Here is a 16,119-nt window from a genome sequence, read left to right as displayed (position 1 = left end):
CCGATGACCAATGCCACCGACGCCGACGGCTTCCCCATCCTGCCGGACGAACCGGACGCGGATGACCCCACCCGCGCACCCATCGCCGTCCCCGAACACCCTGAGGACTTCCGCGCCGGCTTCGTCTGCCTGCTCGGCCGCCCCAACACCGGCAAGTCCACACTCACCAACGCGCTGGTGGGCCAAAAGATCGCCATCACCTCCGGCCGCCCAGAAACCACCCGCCACAACGTGCGCGGCGTCGTCAGCAGACCGGACAGCCAGTTGGTGCTGGTGGATACCCCCGGCTTCCACCGCCCCCGCACCCTGCTCGGCCAGCGCCTGAACGACCTGGTGCGTGAAACGCTCACGGGCGTGGACGTAGTCGCCTTCTGCATCCCCGCCGGCGACAAGATCGGCCCCGGCGACCGGCTCATCGCCCGGGAACTGGCCGACCTGGGCAAGCCGGTCGTCGCCGTCGTCACCAAGACCGACTCCGTCTCCCGCGCCAAGCTGGCCGAGCAGCTGCTTGCCGTCGACGCACTCGGCGACTGGGCGGATATCGTGCCCGTCTCCGCGCTCAAGGGGGACCAGGTCGACGTGCTGGAGGAGGTCCTCACCTCCCACCTGCCACCCTCCCCGCCGCTGTACCCCACCGACTCCGTCACCGATGAGCCCCAGGCCGTCATGGTCGGCGAGCTCGTCCGAGAGGCCGCCCTGGAGCGCCTGCGGGATGAGCTGCCGCACTCGCTGGCCGTCGTCGTCGACGAGATCGTGGACCCGGCCGCGGAGGCGGAGAATGCGGGCCGTGTAAAGGGCACCGGAAACCGGCTGCAGGTGCGCGTGAGCCTGCTGGTGGAGCGCGACTCGCAGAAGGCCATTGTGATTGGCCGGGCAGGCGCCAACCTCAAGGCCATCGGCTCCGAGGCACGGCGCGGCATCCAGGAGCTGCTGGGCCGCAAGGTCTACCTCGACCTGCATGTGCGCACCGTCAAGGACTGGCAGTCCGACCCCAAGGCACTGACCAAACTAGGATTCTAAGACTCCTCGCCCATGCACCCATTCCCCGACTCCCACCGCCGTCCCAAGCGCCGGACCCGTCGCGGCCGCCCCATGACCATCCTGGCTCGCAGGATCGGCCCCAAGCGGCAACCCGCACGCATTACCGCAGCCGAGCTGCGTTCCGGCTGGGCCTGGATGCGCGAGTTCCCGCACCGCGCCTGGACGCTGTTGTCCGGGCTGTGGCGCACTGAGCGCCGTCGCACCCTGATCGTGCTGGCCGCGGCGATCGGCGTGGCCATCCTTATGGGGCTGCTCGGGACTGGGGGGCGGGAGATCTGGGAGATCCTGCTGACCATAGGGCTGGGCGCCCTCGTACTTGCGGTCTCCACCGACCACCGCACCATCGGCGGGGTGGCGGTTACCGTGCTGGGGCTCAGCCTCGTCGGCACGCTCGCCGGGCCGCGCTGGAACCCTCAGCCCCTGACGGACTCCCTGGCCCCGACCACCACTGACACCAGCATCGGCGGGGCCGTGACCACCGCCCCCGTCGGCACGTACGCGGTGGACACCAGCACTGTCATGGTCACTCAGGCCGACGGTGAGGAGGTACCCGCCCTGCTGCGTCGCCCCATCGGGGTGGATGCAGACACCCCCGGCGTCGTCTTCATGCACGGCGCCGGCACTCACAGCATCTGGGGCTTCTCCGAGCAGGCCGAGTCGCTGGCCTCGGCCGGAGTAACCACCCTGGTTCCCTCCAAACCCATGGAGGACTACTCCACAACCGAGCGCAACTACCTGTCCATGGCCGCCGACTATCAGTGCAGTCTTGACTATCTGATTGCGTTGGACGGCGTGAACGCCGACGACGTCGGCGTCTACGGCGAGTCAGAGGGCGCCATTCCCGGCGTTGTGCTGACTGCCCAGGACGAGCGCGTTGCCTTCCTGATCCTGGCCAGTGCCCCCGTGGTGCGGCTGCGGGAGCAGGCCGCGCTGGCGGTGGACAGCTACATGCGCAACGTGGGTGTGCCGGATGCGATGCTCGACCTGATCCCGCGGGTGCTCGGCAGCACCCAGATTCCCGGAGGCGGATTCGAGTACGCCGATTTCGACTCCGTGGCCTACCTAGAGACGATCAGCGTCCCTGTGCTCATGGTCTACGGCACCGCCGACGCCTCAATGCCCCTGGTGCAGGGACCCGGCACCGTGTGGGAGGCCCTGCAGGACGCGGGCAACGACCAGCTCACCGTCCGCTACTACGACGGCGCAAACCACGGCCTCAAGCTCGGTATCACCACCGACGGGTCCCTGGCCCCGGGGGTAACCCGTGACCTTTCACGGTGGGTGACAGGACTGCCGGAGACCGCGGCCGCCGAGCCCCACGTCGCCGGCGCCACCCCCACCCAGGCCTACTGGGCGCAGACGCCCGACCCCACCCGCTGGTACGCCTCCGGAGACCTGATGCTCGCCACCCTCGTGATCGGCTTCGGCCTGATGGTGATGGCGGGAATCGGCTGGCTCGTGGGGCAGGCGCCCCGGCTGCGTGGACGGCGTGGCCTGCACCTGCCCGACCCCATCGGGCGCTGGTCCGTGTCCCTGTGCATGAGTGTGACTGCGGCCTGGCTGCTGTACGTGGTCTACATTCTGGGGGTGGCCTCCCTTGCCACTAGCTACCGCACCAATCACCTGTTCTCCTACGGTGGCTGGGTAGTAGTCCAGCTGGTGGCGGTTATCGCCGTCGTCATGCTCGTCAAGCTCGTCTACCGCGCCCGCCTCATGCGGGCGGCGGCGCATGATGCCAACCGGGAGCGCGGCGAGAAGGGACGCTGGCTCACCGTCCCTGCGGCGGCGGTGCTCTCTGCGGCCGTGATCGGGGCTGCGACGCTACTAGTTGCCATCGCCTACTGGGGCCTGTTCCCCATGCTGGTATGAGTGGTAGTGAGCGGGCAGGCAGGCCGTGAGAGCCCTGAAGCTGGTCGCCTGGGCGTGCAGCCTGCGTAGCCCCGGGTTGGTATTCGCCCCGTCGGTACGCTCGTTCGCGCTAGCGCTGATGCTCGTACTCATCTGGGCCGCCACCCGGGGCGAGGTGACCATCACCGGCGGTCTCGCCCGGTCGCTGACGGTTGCGGGCCTCGGGGCACTGGTCGCGGTGGCGAATGCCTCGGCACTGCTGCGCGATCTCGACTCCGCTCGACGCGGGGCGCTGCGCTACTACGGATTCCGGCCGGCGGACTTCCTCGCGCTGTACGCAGTCATGTCCCTGCCGCTGACGGCGTTGGAGGCTGTGTGTGGAACGTTAGTACTGGACTTTCCGGGCTGGTCCGAACCGGGCCGCTTCGGGCTGCTGTTGGCGGCGTGGACGGTGACGACGGCGCTGGGGGCGGTTGCCGCGGACTGGCTTGGACACGTCGGCATTGCACCCGGGCTCCCAATGACGCGGCTAAAGCTGCGGATTGGTGCCAGGCTGCGGACCCGGGTCTCTTCGCTGTGCGTGGTCTACCTGTGCTCGGCCTCCTGGTTGCCGACGATTCTGGTGGCAGCTGCGGGCATGGTGAGCGCATACGCGCTGGGACGCTTCGGTCAGTCGGTCTTCGTTGGCGTGTTCGTCGCGGGTGCCTACCTGGCTGCGACGGTGATCGGCGTTCTCGCCGAGGTCGATGACACGCCTTCAGCCCGCTATGCCAGGAGCCGTTACGCCATCGCCGACGCGGAGCTGCGGCGCGCCAAGCTCGCGCTGGCGCTGCCGCTACTGGTTGCCGAATGCCTGGCGGCTAGCACGCTCGGCATGGTCGCCGGGGCCCGCATCGATGCCGTCCACCTGCTGGTGTGCCTGGTATACCTGCCGCTACTGGCGATTGCGCTGGCCGACGCCGCCACCGCCTACACCCGGCGGCATCGCATGCTGCCCGCCGCGGAACTGGGCGGGGCACTGCTCACCCTGGTTCCGGGGCTGCCCCTGGCGGTGCTCCCGGCCGCCGCCCACCTACTGCGCAGGAGCAAACATGCTTGAAGTCATTGGCGTACAGCGTCGGTACCGCGGCGGGCGCGGCACCGGGCCGCTGACCCTGGAGGTGGCAGCGGGGGAGGTGCTCGGCGTCGTCGGCCCCAACGGGGCGGGCAAGACCACGCTCTTCGGCGCCCTGTGCGGGGTGAACGACTTCCAGTCCGGCACCGTCCGCCTGGACGAACGCGAGCTGGGGCGGCGCCTGCCCGCCGAGGCCTGTGGCTTCCTGCCCGAGCAAAGTCGGCTGTTCCCACAGCTCACCGCCCGTCAGGCGTGCCGCTTCGAGGCCTCCATGCGGCACCTGGAGGTGGACGAGGACGCGCTGGAGGGGCAGCTGGACCGCTTCGGCTGCGCCGACTTCCGCGACACCGAGGTAAGGCACCTGTCCCAGGGAATGACCCGCCGCCTGGGGATCGCCTGCGCCTTCCTCGGTGCCCCTCGGGTGGTGGTGCTGGACGAGCCGCTGAACGGGCTCGATGTGGAGGGCGTGCTGCTGTTCCGACGCGCCCTGGCCGACTACCTTGACGGCGGCGGCATCGCCCTGATGTCCAGCCACATCCTCAGCGTGCTCGACGAGGTCTGTCAGCGGGTGGTGCTGCTCAAGGACGGGCTGGTGGCCGCTACCGTGGACGTGCGCAACGGCGGCGCCGAGCGGGCCTACCTCGAGGTCTTTGGGCAGTGAGTGGGCACGCATTGACGTAACACTCTGGATGGTGACCTACAGTGCTAAGTGAAGTCGTAATGCGGCATCAACCTTGGCCATGAGCTCTGCCGGCAAGTGTCCTACCACCTGACCGAGGCGTTGAACCGCCACGGAACGCACCTGTTCCGCCTGTGCCTTGGAGTCCAATGACAGCCCGGTTAACTCCGCAGGGAGAAGGACTTGGAACGGGAGAACACGCTCAGTTGAGCTCGTGACTGGTACCACCGTTACAACACCTCGGTCGAGAACCGCGGCCGCCGTATTGGCGTCGTCGTTGCTTACCACGACGGCAGGTCTGCGCGTGTTTGCCTCGCTGCCGATCACGGGATCGAGGTTCACAATCCGTATCTCACCGCGCAGCATCATCGTCCCCGTCGGCGACTGTCATGTCCCATTCGGATGAGTCTGGGGAATCCGCCCAGTCCCTCCAGGCTTCCATGTAGGCATCGCGCAAATTCTCCCGGTGAAGACGACGTATAGCCGTTTGGACTCCCGCGGATCTTGAAGGAAGACCTTCCTGGCTCACGTACTCGTCTAGGAGTGCTAGATCCGCCTCACTCAGGCTCACACTGACTTTCATACCCAACAACTACCGCTAGTCGCTAAACGGTGGCAGTCTGGTGGCAGAACCGGTGTGCCGGTGTTGTGTTCAGGCCAGGGGCGGGAACTCCTCCAGGGAGAACACCGACTCCACGGGCACGTCGAAGTAGCGGGCGATGCGCAGCGCCAGGTAAAGCGACGGGGCGTACTCGCCGCGCTCCAGATAGCCGACCGTCTGGTAGTGCACGCCGAGCGCCTCCGCCAGCTGCCGGCGGCTGACCCTGCGGTCCGCGCGCAGCACGGCGATGCGGTTGTGAACGACCTCTCCGGACATCTCACAGCCCAGTCTGCGAGCGGATCGTCGACTGGGTGCGATTCAGCCCGCCGATTGTCTCCTTGCGGAAGCTGCGGCGAATGACCGGCGGCACCAGCCCGAAGCCGACGACGATCCAGGTCAGCAGCACCCCGACGGCCAGCGCCGGGTGGAAGCTGCCGCCGATCTCCCAGGACGGATCGCCCACGAGCGCCCAGCGGGTCAGGTGCCCGGACCAGTAGGTCGGCAGCACCATCTGAATGCCCTGCACCCAGCCCGGCAGCGCGGAGGTCGGGTAGCAGCAACCGGCCAGGAACAGCACCAGGCAGATCACCATGTTCACCATGTAACTGTAAACGCCGCGGATGAACACGCTGAGGAAGAACCCGAGCGGCGCGCACGCCAACGAGGCCAGCGCGGCAATAAGCAGACAGAGCAGCGTCGTTCCGGTGGAGGGCATCGTGACAGCAATGAACAGGACAGTCCCTAGAAGGATCATCGCCTGCATGAGGAACACCAGCACCACGGTGGACAGCGTCTTGCCGATCGCCCAGGTGAGCGGTCCGTGCGGGAGGATGCGCACCCGCAGCAGTGCGCCCCCGATGCGATCGGTATAGGTCTCCGCTCCAATCTGTGCCATGACGAGACTGGCGAAGCCGCCGACGGCGCCGGCCGCGAGCATGGTGCCGAAGGCACTGGTGGAGTCGAGTCCGCTGAGTGGGCCGTCGCTTATCCGGGAGACGACCAATATGGCGGCCACTGTAAACAGGATGGACGTCGCTCCGGCTCCCACGATGCTCGGGCGCAGGTCGCCGTAGGCCTGACGCGCCGCTGCGCGTAGTACGGACAGGGGCAAAGATCGAGTGGAGGTCATGGCCTGGGCTCCTTGGCGCTAGGGGTGGTTGCCGAATCACTCCGGATGGCCAAGTGATCCGTGCTGCTTTGTCCGGCGTCCGCGGGCTGGGAGACCAGGGCGAGGTAGGCCTCTTCCAGAGTGGGGCGAGTGACCGTCAACTCGCTGATCGCGTCCAGGTCCAGCTGTTGCAGGAAGCGCTCCGGAGCTGCGGTGGCATGCACATGGCGCTCGCCATCCTGCATCCAGGTCACCTCGGCCTCCCGGCCGATGCGCTCACGCAACTCGGTGACGGTGCCTTCGGCGATGATCCGGCCCGCCGCCATGATGACGACCCGCGAGGCCAGGCGCTCCGCCTCGGAGAGGTCATGTGTGGTCATCAGTACGGTGGCCGCGTCGTCCACCCGCTCCATGATCAGGTCGTGCAGACGCGCCTTGGAGACGGGGTCAAGCCCCGTCGTCGGCTCGTCGAGAATCAGCAGCTCGGGGTGACCCAACAGCGCCGCCGCGAAGTCCAGCGTGCGGCGTTGCCCTCCCGAAAGCCGGGAGAGGCGGGAATCGGCCTTGTCCGCCAGCCCCACGGCGTCGAGCACCTCAGCCACCGTGGCCACCCGCGTCGTCGCTGTCAGCAGCATGGAGCGAATCCATTCCAGCTGGTCCTTCACCCGCCACTTGGCGTGATCGGTCCAGTTCTGCTGCACCAGCCCGATCCGCGCCCAGAAGGCTGCATCCGTGCGGCGCGGATCCGTACCGAAGACGCGGACGCTGCCCGCGTGCGGGCGCAGTGAGCCGAGCAGGTTCTCCACGAGCGTGGTCTTGCCGACGCCGTTGGGGCCGAGCAGGCAGACCACCTCGCCGGGCTGGACCGTGAGGCTGACGTCGTGCAACACGGGGTGCTTGCCATAGGCGAATCCGACACCCTGGGCGCTAATCACGGGTGGGGCAGGGGACATGTCCGCTCCTTCCTGGTAGGTGCGCTACTGAATGTAGCAGACCTACTACATATTGCGTGTGATGATGACGGGTGCTGTGGCCGTGAGTTGCGAGAGCTGCTCGTCGTCGCGCCGTCCACACTGTGACCTGGCGTGGCGGAGCGGCGGATTCGCGGTACGGTGTCCCCGTGCGCGCGACCTCGGTCCGGGAGCGGAACCTCCTGCTTAGTCGCCGCGGCGGGGCCTGAACAGGCCGGCACCCCGACCGCGGCTAACTTCGCGTAGCCAGCCACCCCGGCGCGCCGGGCTCCGGCGCCGGCAACCAGCACATCTGCTCAGGAGAACCCAGACCCATGCGTACCGCCCGCCCCGCCCCACAGCAGCCCTCCGGCATGCCCTTCACCAAGTACCGGCCCTTCCTCGACACGGTCGACGTCTCCCTGCCGGACCGCACCTGGCCGAACAACCGCATCACCCACGCCCCCCGCTGGCTGAGCACCGATCTGCGCGACGGCAACCAGTCCCTCATCGAGCCCATGGGGCCCGCCGCCAAGCGCGCGATCTTCGACCTGCTGGTGCGCATGGGCTTCAAGGAGATCGAGGTCGGCTTCCCCGCCGCCTCCCAGACCGACTACGACTTCGTGCGCTCCCTGGTGGAGGACGACGCCATTCCCGAGGACGTGACCATCTCGGTGCTGACCCAGTCCCGCGAGGACCTGATTGACCGCACCCTGGACGCCTGCGTCGGCGCGCCGCGCGCCACCGTCCACCTGTACAACGCCCTGTCCCCGCTGTTCCGCGAGGTCGTCTTCCGCATGGGCAAGGACGACATCCGCGAACTCGCCGTCGAAGGCACCCGCCAGGTAATGGCACGTGCCGAGAAGGTGCTCACCGATGACACCATCTTCGGCTACGAGTACTCCCCGGAGATCTTCGTGGACACCGAGCGCGAGTACTCCCTGGAGGTGTGCGAGGCCGTCATGGGCGTGTGGCAGCCCGAGGGCGACCGCGAGATCATCCTCAACCTGCCCGCCACCGTCGAGCGCGCCACCCCCAATGTCTACGCCGACCAGATCGAGTGGATGAGCCGCAACCTCTCCCACCGCGACGCCGTGTGCCTGTCCATCCACAACCACAACGACCGCGGTTCCGGCATCGCTGCCGCCGAACTCGGCGTGCTCGCCGGGGCCGACCGCGTGGAGGGCTGCCTGTTCGGCCACGGCGAGCGCACCGGCAACGTCGACCTGGTCACCCTCGCCCTGAACCTGTTCAGCCAGGGCATCGACCCCATGCTCGACCTGTCCGACATCGACGAGGTGCGCCGCGTCGTCGAGCACTCCACCCAGATGGACGTGCCCCCGCGCACCCCCTACGCCGGCGAGCTCGTCTACACCTCCTTCTCCGGCTCCCACCAGGACGCCATCAAGAAGGGCTTCGCCGCACGCGCCGAGAAGGTCGCCGCCAAGACCGCCGAGGGACTGACCGAGGCCGAGGTGGACGTGGCCGTGCCCTGGTCCATGCCTTACCTGCCCATCGACCCGCACGATGTGGGCCGCTCCTACGAGGCCGTGGTGCGGGTGAACTCCCAGTCCGGCAAGGGCGGGGTGTCCTACCTGCTGCGCACCACCCACAACCTGGATCTGCCGCGCCGCCTGCAGATTGAGTTCTCCAACATCGTCCAGCGCCACACCGACACCTTCGGCGGCGAGGTCGACGCCAACGAGCTGTGGTCGATCTTCGCCGACGAGTACCTGCCGGCCTCGGCGGCACCCGGCGCCGACCTGCCCACCTGGGGCCGCTACAGCCTCAAGGGCGCCACACTCACCGCGGTTGGCGACGACGAGTCCATCCTTACCGTCACCATCTCCGACGGCGACGAGCGCAAGCTGCTGACCGCATCCGGCTCCGGCCCGCTGGATGCCTTCGTCACCGCCCTGGAGCAGACCGGTGTACAGGTGCGCATCCTCGACTACGCCGAGCACGCCCTAAGCGAGGGCCGCGACGCCCGCGCCGCCTGCTACGTCGAGTGCGAGGTCGGTGGTCAGGTCCTGTGGGGCGTGGGCATCGACCCCTCCATCACCACTGCCTCCTTCAAGGCCGTTATCTCCGCCGTCAACCGCGCCATGCGCTGACAGGGGCGCCGTTGGGGGAGAGGCTCTACCGGGACGAGGCCATCGTCCTGCGCACCTACAAGCTGGGCGAGGCGGACCGCATCGTCGTCATGCTCACCCGCGCCCACGGGCAGGTGCGCGCCGTCGCCAAGGGAGTGCGCCGCACCACCTCGCGCTTCGGTGCGCGCCTTGAGCCCTTCTCCATGATTGACGTGCAGCTGCACGCCGGGCGCAGCCTGGACGTGGTTACCCAGGTGGAGACCATCGATCCGTTCGGCCGTAACATCGCCGCCGACTACGCCATGTTCACCTGCGCCGAGACCATGGCGGAGACCGCCGAGCGCCTCACGCAGGACGACGGCGACCTGGGCACCACCGACTCCCCCCAGCAGTTCTTGCTGCTGTACGGGGCGTTGTCCGCGTTGGCGCGACGCCGTCACGCGCCCGGTCTGGTGCTGGACTCCTACCTGCTGCGGGCCCTGGCCCTGGCCGGCTGGGCGCCCTCCTGCTACGACTGCGCCCGCTGCGGCGCCCCAGGCCCCCACACCGCCTTCCACGTACAGGCGGGCGGTGCCGTCTGCTCCGCCTGCCGACCCGCCGGCTCCGTCGACGTCGAGCCGGGTGCCATGGCGCTGCTCGGCGCCCTGCTCTCGGGGAACTGGGAGCTGGCCGATGCCTCCAGTCCGCGCGAGCGCGCCGAGGCATCCGGATGCGTGTCCGCCTACCTGACCTGGCACCTGGAACGGCGCCTGCGTTCACTCTCCCTCGTAGAAAGGGCCTGACGTGCCTGACGCTACCGACGCCGCTCCCGCCGTCGGGGGCGGCTCCGACCCTCGCCCGCTCGACGTCGTCCCCCTGCACCGCGAGGGACTCACCCCGCCGGCTCTCGACCCGGCGTCCGTGCCCGCGCACATCGCCTGCGTCATGGACGGCAACGGCCGCTGGGCCAATGCGCGCGGCCTGCCCCGCACCGAGGGGCACCGGGTGGGGGAGTCGACCATGATGGACGTGATTGCCGGAGCCGTCGAGCTGGGGGTGAAGGAACTCAGCGTGTACGCCTTCTCCACCGAGAACTGGAAGCGCTCACCGGCGGAGGTCCGCTTCCTCATGGGCTTCACCCGCACGGTGCTGCGCGCCCAGACCGACGACCTGCTTGCCTGGGGCGTGCGAGTGAACTGGGTGGGCCGCGAGCCGAAGCTGTGGAAGTCGGTGCTCAAGGAGGTGCGTCGCTCCGAGCGCATCACCGCCGGCAACGACACCATGGTGCTGAACATGTGCCTTAACTACGGCGGCCGCGCCGAGCTCGCCGACGCCGCCCGAGCCATGGCCCGCGACGTGGAGGCCGGGCGGCTGCGGGCAGGGTCGATCAACGAGAAGACCGTGCAGCGCTACCTGTACTCCCCGCACATGCGGGACGTGGACCTGCTGATCCGTACCGGCGGGGAGCAGCGCACCAGCAACTTCCTGATGTGGTCCTCGGCCTACGCGGAGCTGTACTTCTCCGACCTGCCCTGGCCCGAGTTCGACCGCACCGAGCTGTGGCGCGCCTGCGAGGCCTACGCGCACCGCGAGCGCCGCTTCGGCGGCGCCGTCGAGCGGGTCGCCGGCGCCTAAGCATCGCGGCGCTACTTCTACCGATCTCGGTACGTAACAAGTGCCGGTCTCGGTACGTAACAAGTGCCGGTCTGGGTGTGTTACTGGTGCCGGTCTCGGGAGCAGGCGGGGCACAGGCCGAAGAACTCCACGGTGTGCTGCATGTCCGTGAAGCCCTGCTCGGCGGAGACTCGGCGGATCCACTCCTCCAGCTCGTCCCCGGCGACCTCCACCGTGCGACCGCAGGAGCGGCACACGATGTGGTGGTGGTGCCCGGGGCGCTCGCACTCCCGGTACAGCGCCTCACCGTCGGCGCTGCGGATCTGGTCGACCTCCCCGGCCTCGGCCATGGCGGTCAGGTTGCGGTACACGGTCGCCAGCCCCACCTTGGTGCCCTCCGCCTGCAGGGCGGCGTGAATCTGCTGGGCGGAGCGGAACTCGTTGGTGCGGGACAGGATGTCGGCCACTGCAGCCCGCTGCCAGGTAGCGCGGTGATGCGGTGGATTTCCATTACCCCTGGTGGCGTTGACACTCATGCGGGCACCTCCTGCTGTCCGTGATCAATTCGCATGCCGCCTCCCTGGCGGCGACCGTGGCGGGAGCGGGTGGCACGCACCACCCCGCCGACAAGCGCTACAACGGCGTATGTGCACACCAGTAGCACAACGATCATGGCACCCGGGGAGGCCGCCAGGAAATACGTGATGGTCAGCCCGGCTACGCAGGCGACCACGCCGATCACCATGGCCAGGTGCATGGTGCGTCCGAAGGAGTATGACACCAGCTGGGCGATCGCCACGGGAACGATCATCACTGCGGAGACCAGCAGCGCGCCCACCACCCGCATGGACACGGATACGGTCAGTGCCGCCACCACGGCCACAGTCACGTTCAGCGCGGCCGTGGGCAGGCCAATCGAGCGGGCGAACTCCTCGTCGTGGCACAGCGCGAACAGTGGCCCACGCAAGCCGATCCCCACCGCCAGCACCACGGCGGCGAGCACCACCGTAAACCAAGTGTCAGAGGTTGACACGGTCGCGATCGAGCCGAACAGGTAGCTGGTGAGATTCGTCGTCGTCCCGCCTGCCAGCTTGATCAGGATCACGCCGCCGGCGATGCCCCCGTAGAACAGGATCGCCAGGGCCACGTCGCCGCGGGTGCGCCCGCGGGCGCGAATGACCTCAATCAGCACCGCGCCGAGCACGGAGGCGATGATGGCCCCCGGAATGGCCCAGGCGTCGTGGGGGGTGACGTTCGCGGCCGCGCCGGCGATCCAGCCGAGCGCCACGCCGGTCAGGGCGATGTGCCCAATGCCGTCGCCCAGCAGTGCCAGGCCCCGCTGCACCAGGTAGGTGCCCACCACCGGGGCGGACAGCCCTACCAGCACGGCCACGATATAAGCACGCTGCATGAGCGGGCTTGCCAGCATCTGGCCAAGAGCGGTCATAAAGTCATTCACTGGAGGCCTCCTGCCTGCCGCACGGAGGTGGTCAGTACCGGGGCGTGGTGGGCCGTCGGCTCGGTGGCGCCGTGTTCATGCTCGTGCTCGCAGTTGTCCAGGCGGTCGTGGCCGAGCTCGTCATGGCGGGCGTGATCGTGGGCCAGCGCCTCCCGCGGCCCGTCGAATACCACCCGCCCCTCTGACAGCACCACCGCCCGTTCAACAACATCCGCCAGCTCGCCCATCTCGTGCAGGACGGTCAGCAGCGTCAGTCCCTGCGCGCGCAAGTCGTCCAGGGTGACCGCCAGCGCCGCACGCGAGGCGCGGTCAATCCCGGCCAGGGGTTCGTCCAGTAGCAGCAGCTCGGGAGAGCGCACCAGGGCGCGAGCGATCAGCACGCGCTGGGACTGTCCGCCGGAGAACACCTGCACGTGGTCCTGCGCGCGGTCGGCCAGACCTACGGCGTCCAGAGCATCCAGGGCGCGCCGACGGGCCGCACGGCCGCGGTCGGCGAAGGGGCGCCCCGGCGAGAGTAGTCCGGAGCGGACCACCTCCAGCGCCGTCGCCGGCACGCCGGAGGAGGCCCCCACCCGCTGTGGCACATAACCGACTCGCTGCCACGGCACCGCGCGGCGCTCGCGAACGTCGTGGCCGAACAGGCGCACCGATCCGGAGCAGGTCGGCACCAGGCCGAGGATCGCCTTTACCAGGGTCGACTTGCCCGAGCCATTCGCGCCCAGCAGCGCGAGCGACTGACCCGCGCCTACCGTCAGGTCGACCCCGTCCAGAATGAGGCTGGATCCCAGTACCACGCTGGCTTCAGCCACTTCAATGGGCGCGGTGCCCGAGCTCGTGGAGGTGGAAAGCGACTTGAGTGTCATGAAGTCCTTCTGCCGATGATGGGAACCGTGATCACTGGCAGGATAGCGCGGTGCGCAGCTCTTGCAGATTGGCTGACATGGCATCGGCGTAGTCACCGGAGGACGGGGCGGACTCAAGCGGGTTCAGGACGGCGGTGGTGGCGCCGGTCTCCGCGGCAAGGGCGTCGGCCGTCTTGGAGGAGACAAGGTCCTCGGTGAAGATCGTCGTCGTGCCGGTCTCCTGCACAATCTTCTTCACGGCGGCCAGCTCGGCCGGGCTGGGCTCGGACTCGGGATCGACCCCGGACACGGAGGCCTGGGTCAGTCCATAGCGATCCGCCAGGTAGCCGAAGGCGGCGTGAGAGGTGACGAAGGTGGTGCGCTCGCACTGGGCCAGACCGGTGGAGTAGTCGGAGTCCAGGCCTTCGAGGGTCTCGGTGAGGCTGGAGAGATTGGCCTGGTAGTCATCCGCGTGATTCGGATCGGCCTGGGACAGGGCGGTCTCGATGGCCTGCGCGGCAGACTGCATGCGCACCGGGTCGAGCCAGAAGTGGGGGTCCGCTGCGTCGGCGTCATGCTCCTCAGCGTGGTCAGCGTCGGCCTCATCCGCATGGTCGCCGTGCGCATCGACGTCACCGTCATGGTTATGGGAATCGTCATGGGAATCGTCGTGAGCATCTTTACGAGCATCGTCATGGTCGTGCTCTACGCCGTCGTGGTGAGTGAGCTCGACCGCGTCGGTGAGATCGAGAACGTCTGGGCCGGAGACCTCGCTCAGCGCGTCGTCCAAGGAGGGCTGGAAGCCGGGGACATATACCACCAGGTCGGTTCCGGACAGTGCGGTGACGTCCTTGGGGGCGAGCTCGTAGTCGTGCGGCTCGACATTCGTGGGAGTAACGGAGGTGACGTTCACGTGCTCCCCGCCGACGGCCTGCGCCAAGTACTGGATCGGGTAGAAGGACGCGGCGACGGACAGCGCCTGGCTGGAGTCGCTACCGCCGGCGTCGGAGGAGCAGGCGGCCAGCGGCAGGCAGGCGATTCCGAGCGCGGCCGCAGCGGTGACAGCGAGTGCTCGACGGGGGCGGAAAGGAACGTTCATGGGAACCATTCTCATCTCCTCGTGGGTGAGTCGTCAAATCCGCTGTTCAGGACCCGTAGACTGGCCCCGCTCGTCCCACCGACCGCGTGCGGACTGTAGACGGCATCAGTATTTGGACCTACGGAGAAACACAGTGGCAGCAACTCCCTCAACGCTCGACCGTGTCATCAACCTTGCCAAGCGGCGCGGATTCGTCTTCCCCTGCGGCGAGATCTACGGCGGCACCCGCTCGGCCTGGGACTACGGACCGCTCGGCGTGGAGCTGAAGGAGAACATCAAGCGCCAGTGGTGGCAGTACATGGTCCGCTCGCGCGACGACGTCGTCGGCCTGGACTCCTCGGTGATCCTGCCGCGCGAGACCTGGGTGGCTTCCGGCCACGTGGCGGCCTTCACCGACCCGCTGATCGAGTGCACCTCCTGCCACAAGCGGCTGCGCGAGGACGAGTTGCAGGAGGCCTACGCCGCTAAGCACGGCATCGACAACCCCGACACCGTCACCCTGGACCAGCTCGTGTGCCCCAACTGCGGTACTCGTGGCGCCTTCACCGAGCCCAAGGCGTTCTCCGGCCTGCTTAAGACCTTCCTCGGGCCGGTTGACGACGAGGCCGGCCTGCACTACCTGCGCCCCGAGACCGCCCAGGGGATCTTCATCAATTTCACCAACGTGATGAGCGCCGCGCGCAAGAAGCCGCCCTTCGGCATCGGCCAGGTAGGCAAGTCCTTCCGCAACGAGATCACCCCCGGCAACTTCATCTTCCGCACCCGCGAGTTCGAGCAGATGGAGCTGGAGTTCTTCGTGGAGCCCGGCACCGATGAGGAGTGGCACCAGTACTGGATCGACTACCGCAAGGCCTGGTACACCGACCTGGGCATCAGCGAGGACAACCTGCGGCTGTACGAGCACCCCAAGGAGAAGCTGTCCCACTACTCCAAGCGCACCGTTGACCTGGAGTACCGCTTCGGCTTCGCCGGCGGGGAGTGGGGCGAGCTGGAGGGTATTGCCAACCGCACGGACTTCGACCTGTCTACCCACGCCGAGCACTCCGGCAAGGACCTGTCCTACTTCGACCAGGGCAAGAACGAGCGCTGGACCCCCTACGTGATCGAGCCCTCGGCCGGACTGACGCGATCCCTGATGGCCTTCCTGGTGGAGGCCTACACGGAGGATGAGGCTCCCAACACCAAGGGCGGCGTCGACAAGCGGGTGCTGCTGCGGCTGGACCCGCGCCTGGCTCCGGTCAAGGCGGCGGTGCTGCCGCTGAGCCGCAAGGAGGAGCTGACCGGCCCTGCCCGCGAGCTTGCCGCCCGGCTGCGCCGCACCTGGAACGTCGAGTATGACGACGCCGGCGCGGTGGGCCGCCGCTACCGCCGCCAGGACGAGGTCGGCACCCCCTTCTGCATCACCTACGACTTCGAGTCGCCGCAGGACGGCGCGGTCACCGTGCGTGAGCGCGACACCATGGCCCAGGAGCGCATCCCGCTTGAGGGCGTGGAGCGCTACCTGGCCGAGCGCCTGATCGGCTGCTGAACAGTCGGCTGCCCGCCGGTCAGATGCCGGCTGCCCGGCCAGACGCCTGAGTGGCGTCTGGCCGGTGCGTGCGACCGTTCCACGGCCTCGGGACGTTGCACGACCTTGGTGTGTGTTCCACGACCCCCGGGTGGTCGTGCAACAGGCACCAAGGTCGTGCAACG

General features: G+C 68.2%; 16 protein-coding genes. 8 read left to right on the top strand and 8 right to left on the bottom strand.

From position 1 onward, the window contains the following. The first annotated feature begins 3 nt into the window (after positions 1 to 3). The 4 genes from era to GZ997_RS00170 are packed head-to-tail and all read left to right on the top strand — an operon-like array spanning position 4 to position 4,664. Complete coding sequence (gene era, locus GZ997_RS00185; RefSeq protein ID WP_161924266.1) at positions 4 to 1,020, top strand: GTPase Era; 1,017 nt, start codon at positions 4 to 6, stop codon at positions 1,018 to 1,020. Between the two features lie 12 nt (positions 1,021 to 1,032). Next, a complete protein-coding gene (locus GZ997_RS00180) occupies positions 1,033 to 2,910 on the top strand; it encodes an acyl-CoA thioester hydrolase/BAAT C-terminal domain-containing protein (RefSeq protein ID WP_238994132.1) in 1,878 nt (625 codons plus the stop codon). Between the two features lie 25 nt (positions 2,911 to 2,935). Next, on the top strand, positions 2,936 to 3,988 hold the full coding sequence (locus tag GZ997_RS00175; RefSeq protein ID WP_162678394.1) for a hypothetical protein: 1,053 nt from the start codon (positions 2,936 to 2,938) through the stop codon (positions 3,986 to 3,988). Beyond that, positions 3,981 to 4,664 (top strand): ABC transporter ATP-binding protein, encoded by a 684-nt coding sequence (locus GZ997_RS00170; protein ID WP_162678393.1) that lies wholly within the window; start codon positions 3,981 to 3,983, stop codon positions 4,662 to 4,664. The genes GZ997_RS00175 and GZ997_RS00170 overlap by 8 nt, the downstream gene beginning before the upstream one ends. A gap of 36 nt (positions 4,665 to 4,700) precedes the next feature. Here GZ997_RS00170 and GZ997_RS00165 read toward each other — a convergent pair whose 3' ends face one another. The 4 genes from GZ997_RS00165 to GZ997_RS00150 all read right to left on the bottom strand — a co-directional run bounded on the left by GZ997_RS00165 (position 4,701) and on the right by GZ997_RS00150 (position 7,344). Then, on the bottom strand, positions 4,701 to 5,048 hold the full coding sequence (locus tag GZ997_RS00165) for a type II toxin-antitoxin system PemK/MazF family toxin (protein WP_162678424.1): 348 nt from the start codon (positions 5,046 to 5,048) through the stop codon (positions 4,701 to 4,703). A 286-nt stretch (positions 5,049 to 5,334) separates the two neighbouring features. After that, on the bottom strand, positions 5,335 to 5,559 hold the full coding sequence (locus GZ997_RS00160; protein WP_162678392.1) for a helix-turn-helix transcriptional regulator: 225 nt from the start codon (positions 5,557 to 5,559) through the stop codon (positions 5,335 to 5,337). Position 5,560: 1 nt separating this feature from the next. Continuing rightward, entirely contained in the window at positions 5,561 to 6,412 is an 852-nt protein-coding gene (locus tag GZ997_RS00155; protein ID WP_162678391.1) for an ABC transporter permease, read from the bottom strand. Then, positions 6,409 to 7,344 carry an ABC transporter ATP-binding protein gene (locus GZ997_RS00150; protein WP_162678390.1) on the bottom strand — a complete coding sequence of 312 codons (936 nt, stop codon included), beginning with the start codon at positions 7,342 to 7,344 and terminating at the stop codon, positions 6,409 to 6,411. The genes GZ997_RS00155 and GZ997_RS00150 overlap by 4 nt, the downstream gene beginning before the upstream one ends. Positions 7,345 to 7,676: 332 nt before the next feature. Between GZ997_RS00150 and leuA the strand changes: the two genes are divergently transcribed. The 3 genes from leuA (at position 7,677) to uppS (ending at position 11,048) form a co-directional block, all read left to right on the top strand. Next, entirely contained in the window at positions 7,677 to 9,455 is a 1,779-nt protein-coding gene (gene leuA / locus GZ997_RS00145; protein WP_162678389.1) for a 2-isopropylmalate synthase, read from the top strand. 11 nt (positions 9,456 to 9,466) lie between these two features. Beyond that, a complete protein-coding gene (gene recO, locus GZ997_RS00140) occupies positions 9,467 to 10,216 on the top strand; it encodes a DNA repair protein RecO (RefSeq protein WP_161924259.1) in 750 nt (249 codons plus the stop codon). 73 nt (positions 10,217 to 10,289) lie between these two features. Beyond that, a complete protein-coding gene (gene uppS / locus GZ997_RS00135; protein WP_203233831.1) occupies positions 10,290 to 11,048 on the top strand; it encodes a polyprenyl diphosphate synthase in 759 nt (252 codons plus the stop codon). An 80-nt stretch (positions 11,049 to 11,128) separates the two neighbouring features. Here uppS and GZ997_RS00130 read toward each other — a convergent pair whose 3' ends face one another. The 4 genes from GZ997_RS00130 to GZ997_RS00115 are packed head-to-tail and all read right to left on the bottom strand — an operon-like array spanning position 11,129 to position 14,427. Next, entirely contained in the window at positions 11,129 to 11,563 is a 435-nt protein-coding gene (locus tag GZ997_RS00130; protein ID WP_162678387.1) for a transcriptional repressor, read from the bottom strand. After that, complete coding sequence (locus GZ997_RS00125) at positions 11,560 to 12,474, bottom strand: metal ABC transporter permease (RefSeq protein ID WP_162678423.1); 915 nt, start codon at positions 12,472 to 12,474, stop codon at positions 11,560 to 11,562. Before GZ997_RS00125 ends, GZ997_RS00130 begins: the two co-directional genes overlap by 4 nt. A gap of 8 nt (positions 12,475 to 12,482) precedes the next feature. Further along, complete coding sequence (locus tag GZ997_RS00120; protein ID WP_162678386.1) at positions 12,483 to 13,349, bottom strand: ATP-binding cassette domain-containing protein; 867 nt, start codon at positions 13,347 to 13,349, stop codon at positions 12,483 to 12,485. Positions 13,350 to 13,380: 31 nt separating this feature from the next. After that, complete coding sequence (locus tag GZ997_RS00115) at positions 13,381 to 14,427, bottom strand: metal ABC transporter substrate-binding protein (RefSeq protein ID WP_162678385.1); 1,047 nt, start codon at positions 14,425 to 14,427, stop codon at positions 13,381 to 13,383. A 133-nt stretch (positions 14,428 to 14,560) separates the two neighbouring features. Here GZ997_RS00115 and GZ997_RS00110 point away from each other — a divergent pair, with 133 nt between their 5' ends. Then, positions 14,561 to 15,955 (top strand): glycine--tRNA ligase, encoded by a 1,395-nt coding sequence (locus tag GZ997_RS00110; RefSeq protein WP_161924254.1) that lies wholly within the window; start codon positions 14,561 to 14,563, stop codon positions 15,953 to 15,955. The last annotated feature ends 164 nt before the right edge of the window (positions 15,956 to 16,119 follow it).

The organism is Actinomyces sp. 565 (assembly GCF_010365615.1).
Taxonomy (GTDB): Bacteria; Actinomycetota; Actinomycetes; order Actinomycetales; family Actinomycetaceae; genus Actinomyces.
The sequence above is the reverse complement of the archived record's forward strand: the minus strand, read 5'-3'. Positions and strand labels throughout refer to the sequence as shown.

Bases quoted from the DNA above. Each gene is read 5' to 3' on its own strand.
- GZ997_RS00170 (WP_162678393.1), top strand. From the start codon at position 3,981: ATGCTTGAAGTCATTGGCGTACAGCGTCGGTACCGCGGCGGGCGCGGC.
- GZ997_RS00155 (WP_162678391.1), bottom strand. From the start codon at position 6,412: ATGACCTCCACTCGATCTTTGCCCCTGTCCGTACTACGCGCAGCGGCG.
- GZ997_RS00120 (WP_162678386.1), bottom strand. From the start codon at position 13,349: ATGACACTCAAGTCGCTTTCCACCTCCACGAGCTCGGGCACCGCGCCC.
- era (WP_161924266.1), top strand. From the start codon at position 4: ATGACCAATGCCACCGACGCCGACGGCTTCCCCATCCTGCCGGACGAA.
- GZ997_RS00165 (WP_162678424.1), bottom strand. From the start codon at position 5,048: ATGCTGCGCGGTGAGATACGGATTGTGAACCTCGATCCCGTGATCGGC.
- GZ997_RS00160 (WP_162678392.1), bottom strand. From the start codon at position 5,559: ATGTCCGGAGAGGTCGTTCACAACCGCATCGCCGTGCTGCGCGCGGAC.
- GZ997_RS00180 (WP_238994132.1), top strand. From the start codon at position 1,033: ATGCACCCATTCCCCGACTCCCACCGCCGTCCCAAGCGCCGGACCCGT.
- leuA (WP_162678389.1), top strand. From the start codon at position 7,677: ATGCGTACCGCCCGCCCCGCCCCACAGCAGCCCTCCGGCATGCCCTTC.
- GZ997_RS00125 (WP_162678423.1), bottom strand. From the start codon at position 12,474: ATGACCGCTCTTGGCCAGATGCTGGCAAGCCCGCTCATGCAGCGTGCT.
- GZ997_RS00115 (WP_162678385.1), bottom strand. From the start codon at position 14,427: ATGAACGTTCCTTTCCGCCCCCGTCGAGCACTCGCTGTCACCGCTGCG.
- GZ997_RS00150 (WP_162678390.1), bottom strand. From the start codon at position 7,344: ATGTCCCCTGCCCCACCCGTGATTAGCGCCCAGGGTGTCGGATTCGCC.
- GZ997_RS00130 (WP_162678387.1), bottom strand. From the start codon at position 11,563: ATGAGTGTCAACGCCACCAGGGGTAATGGAAATCCACCGCATCACCGC.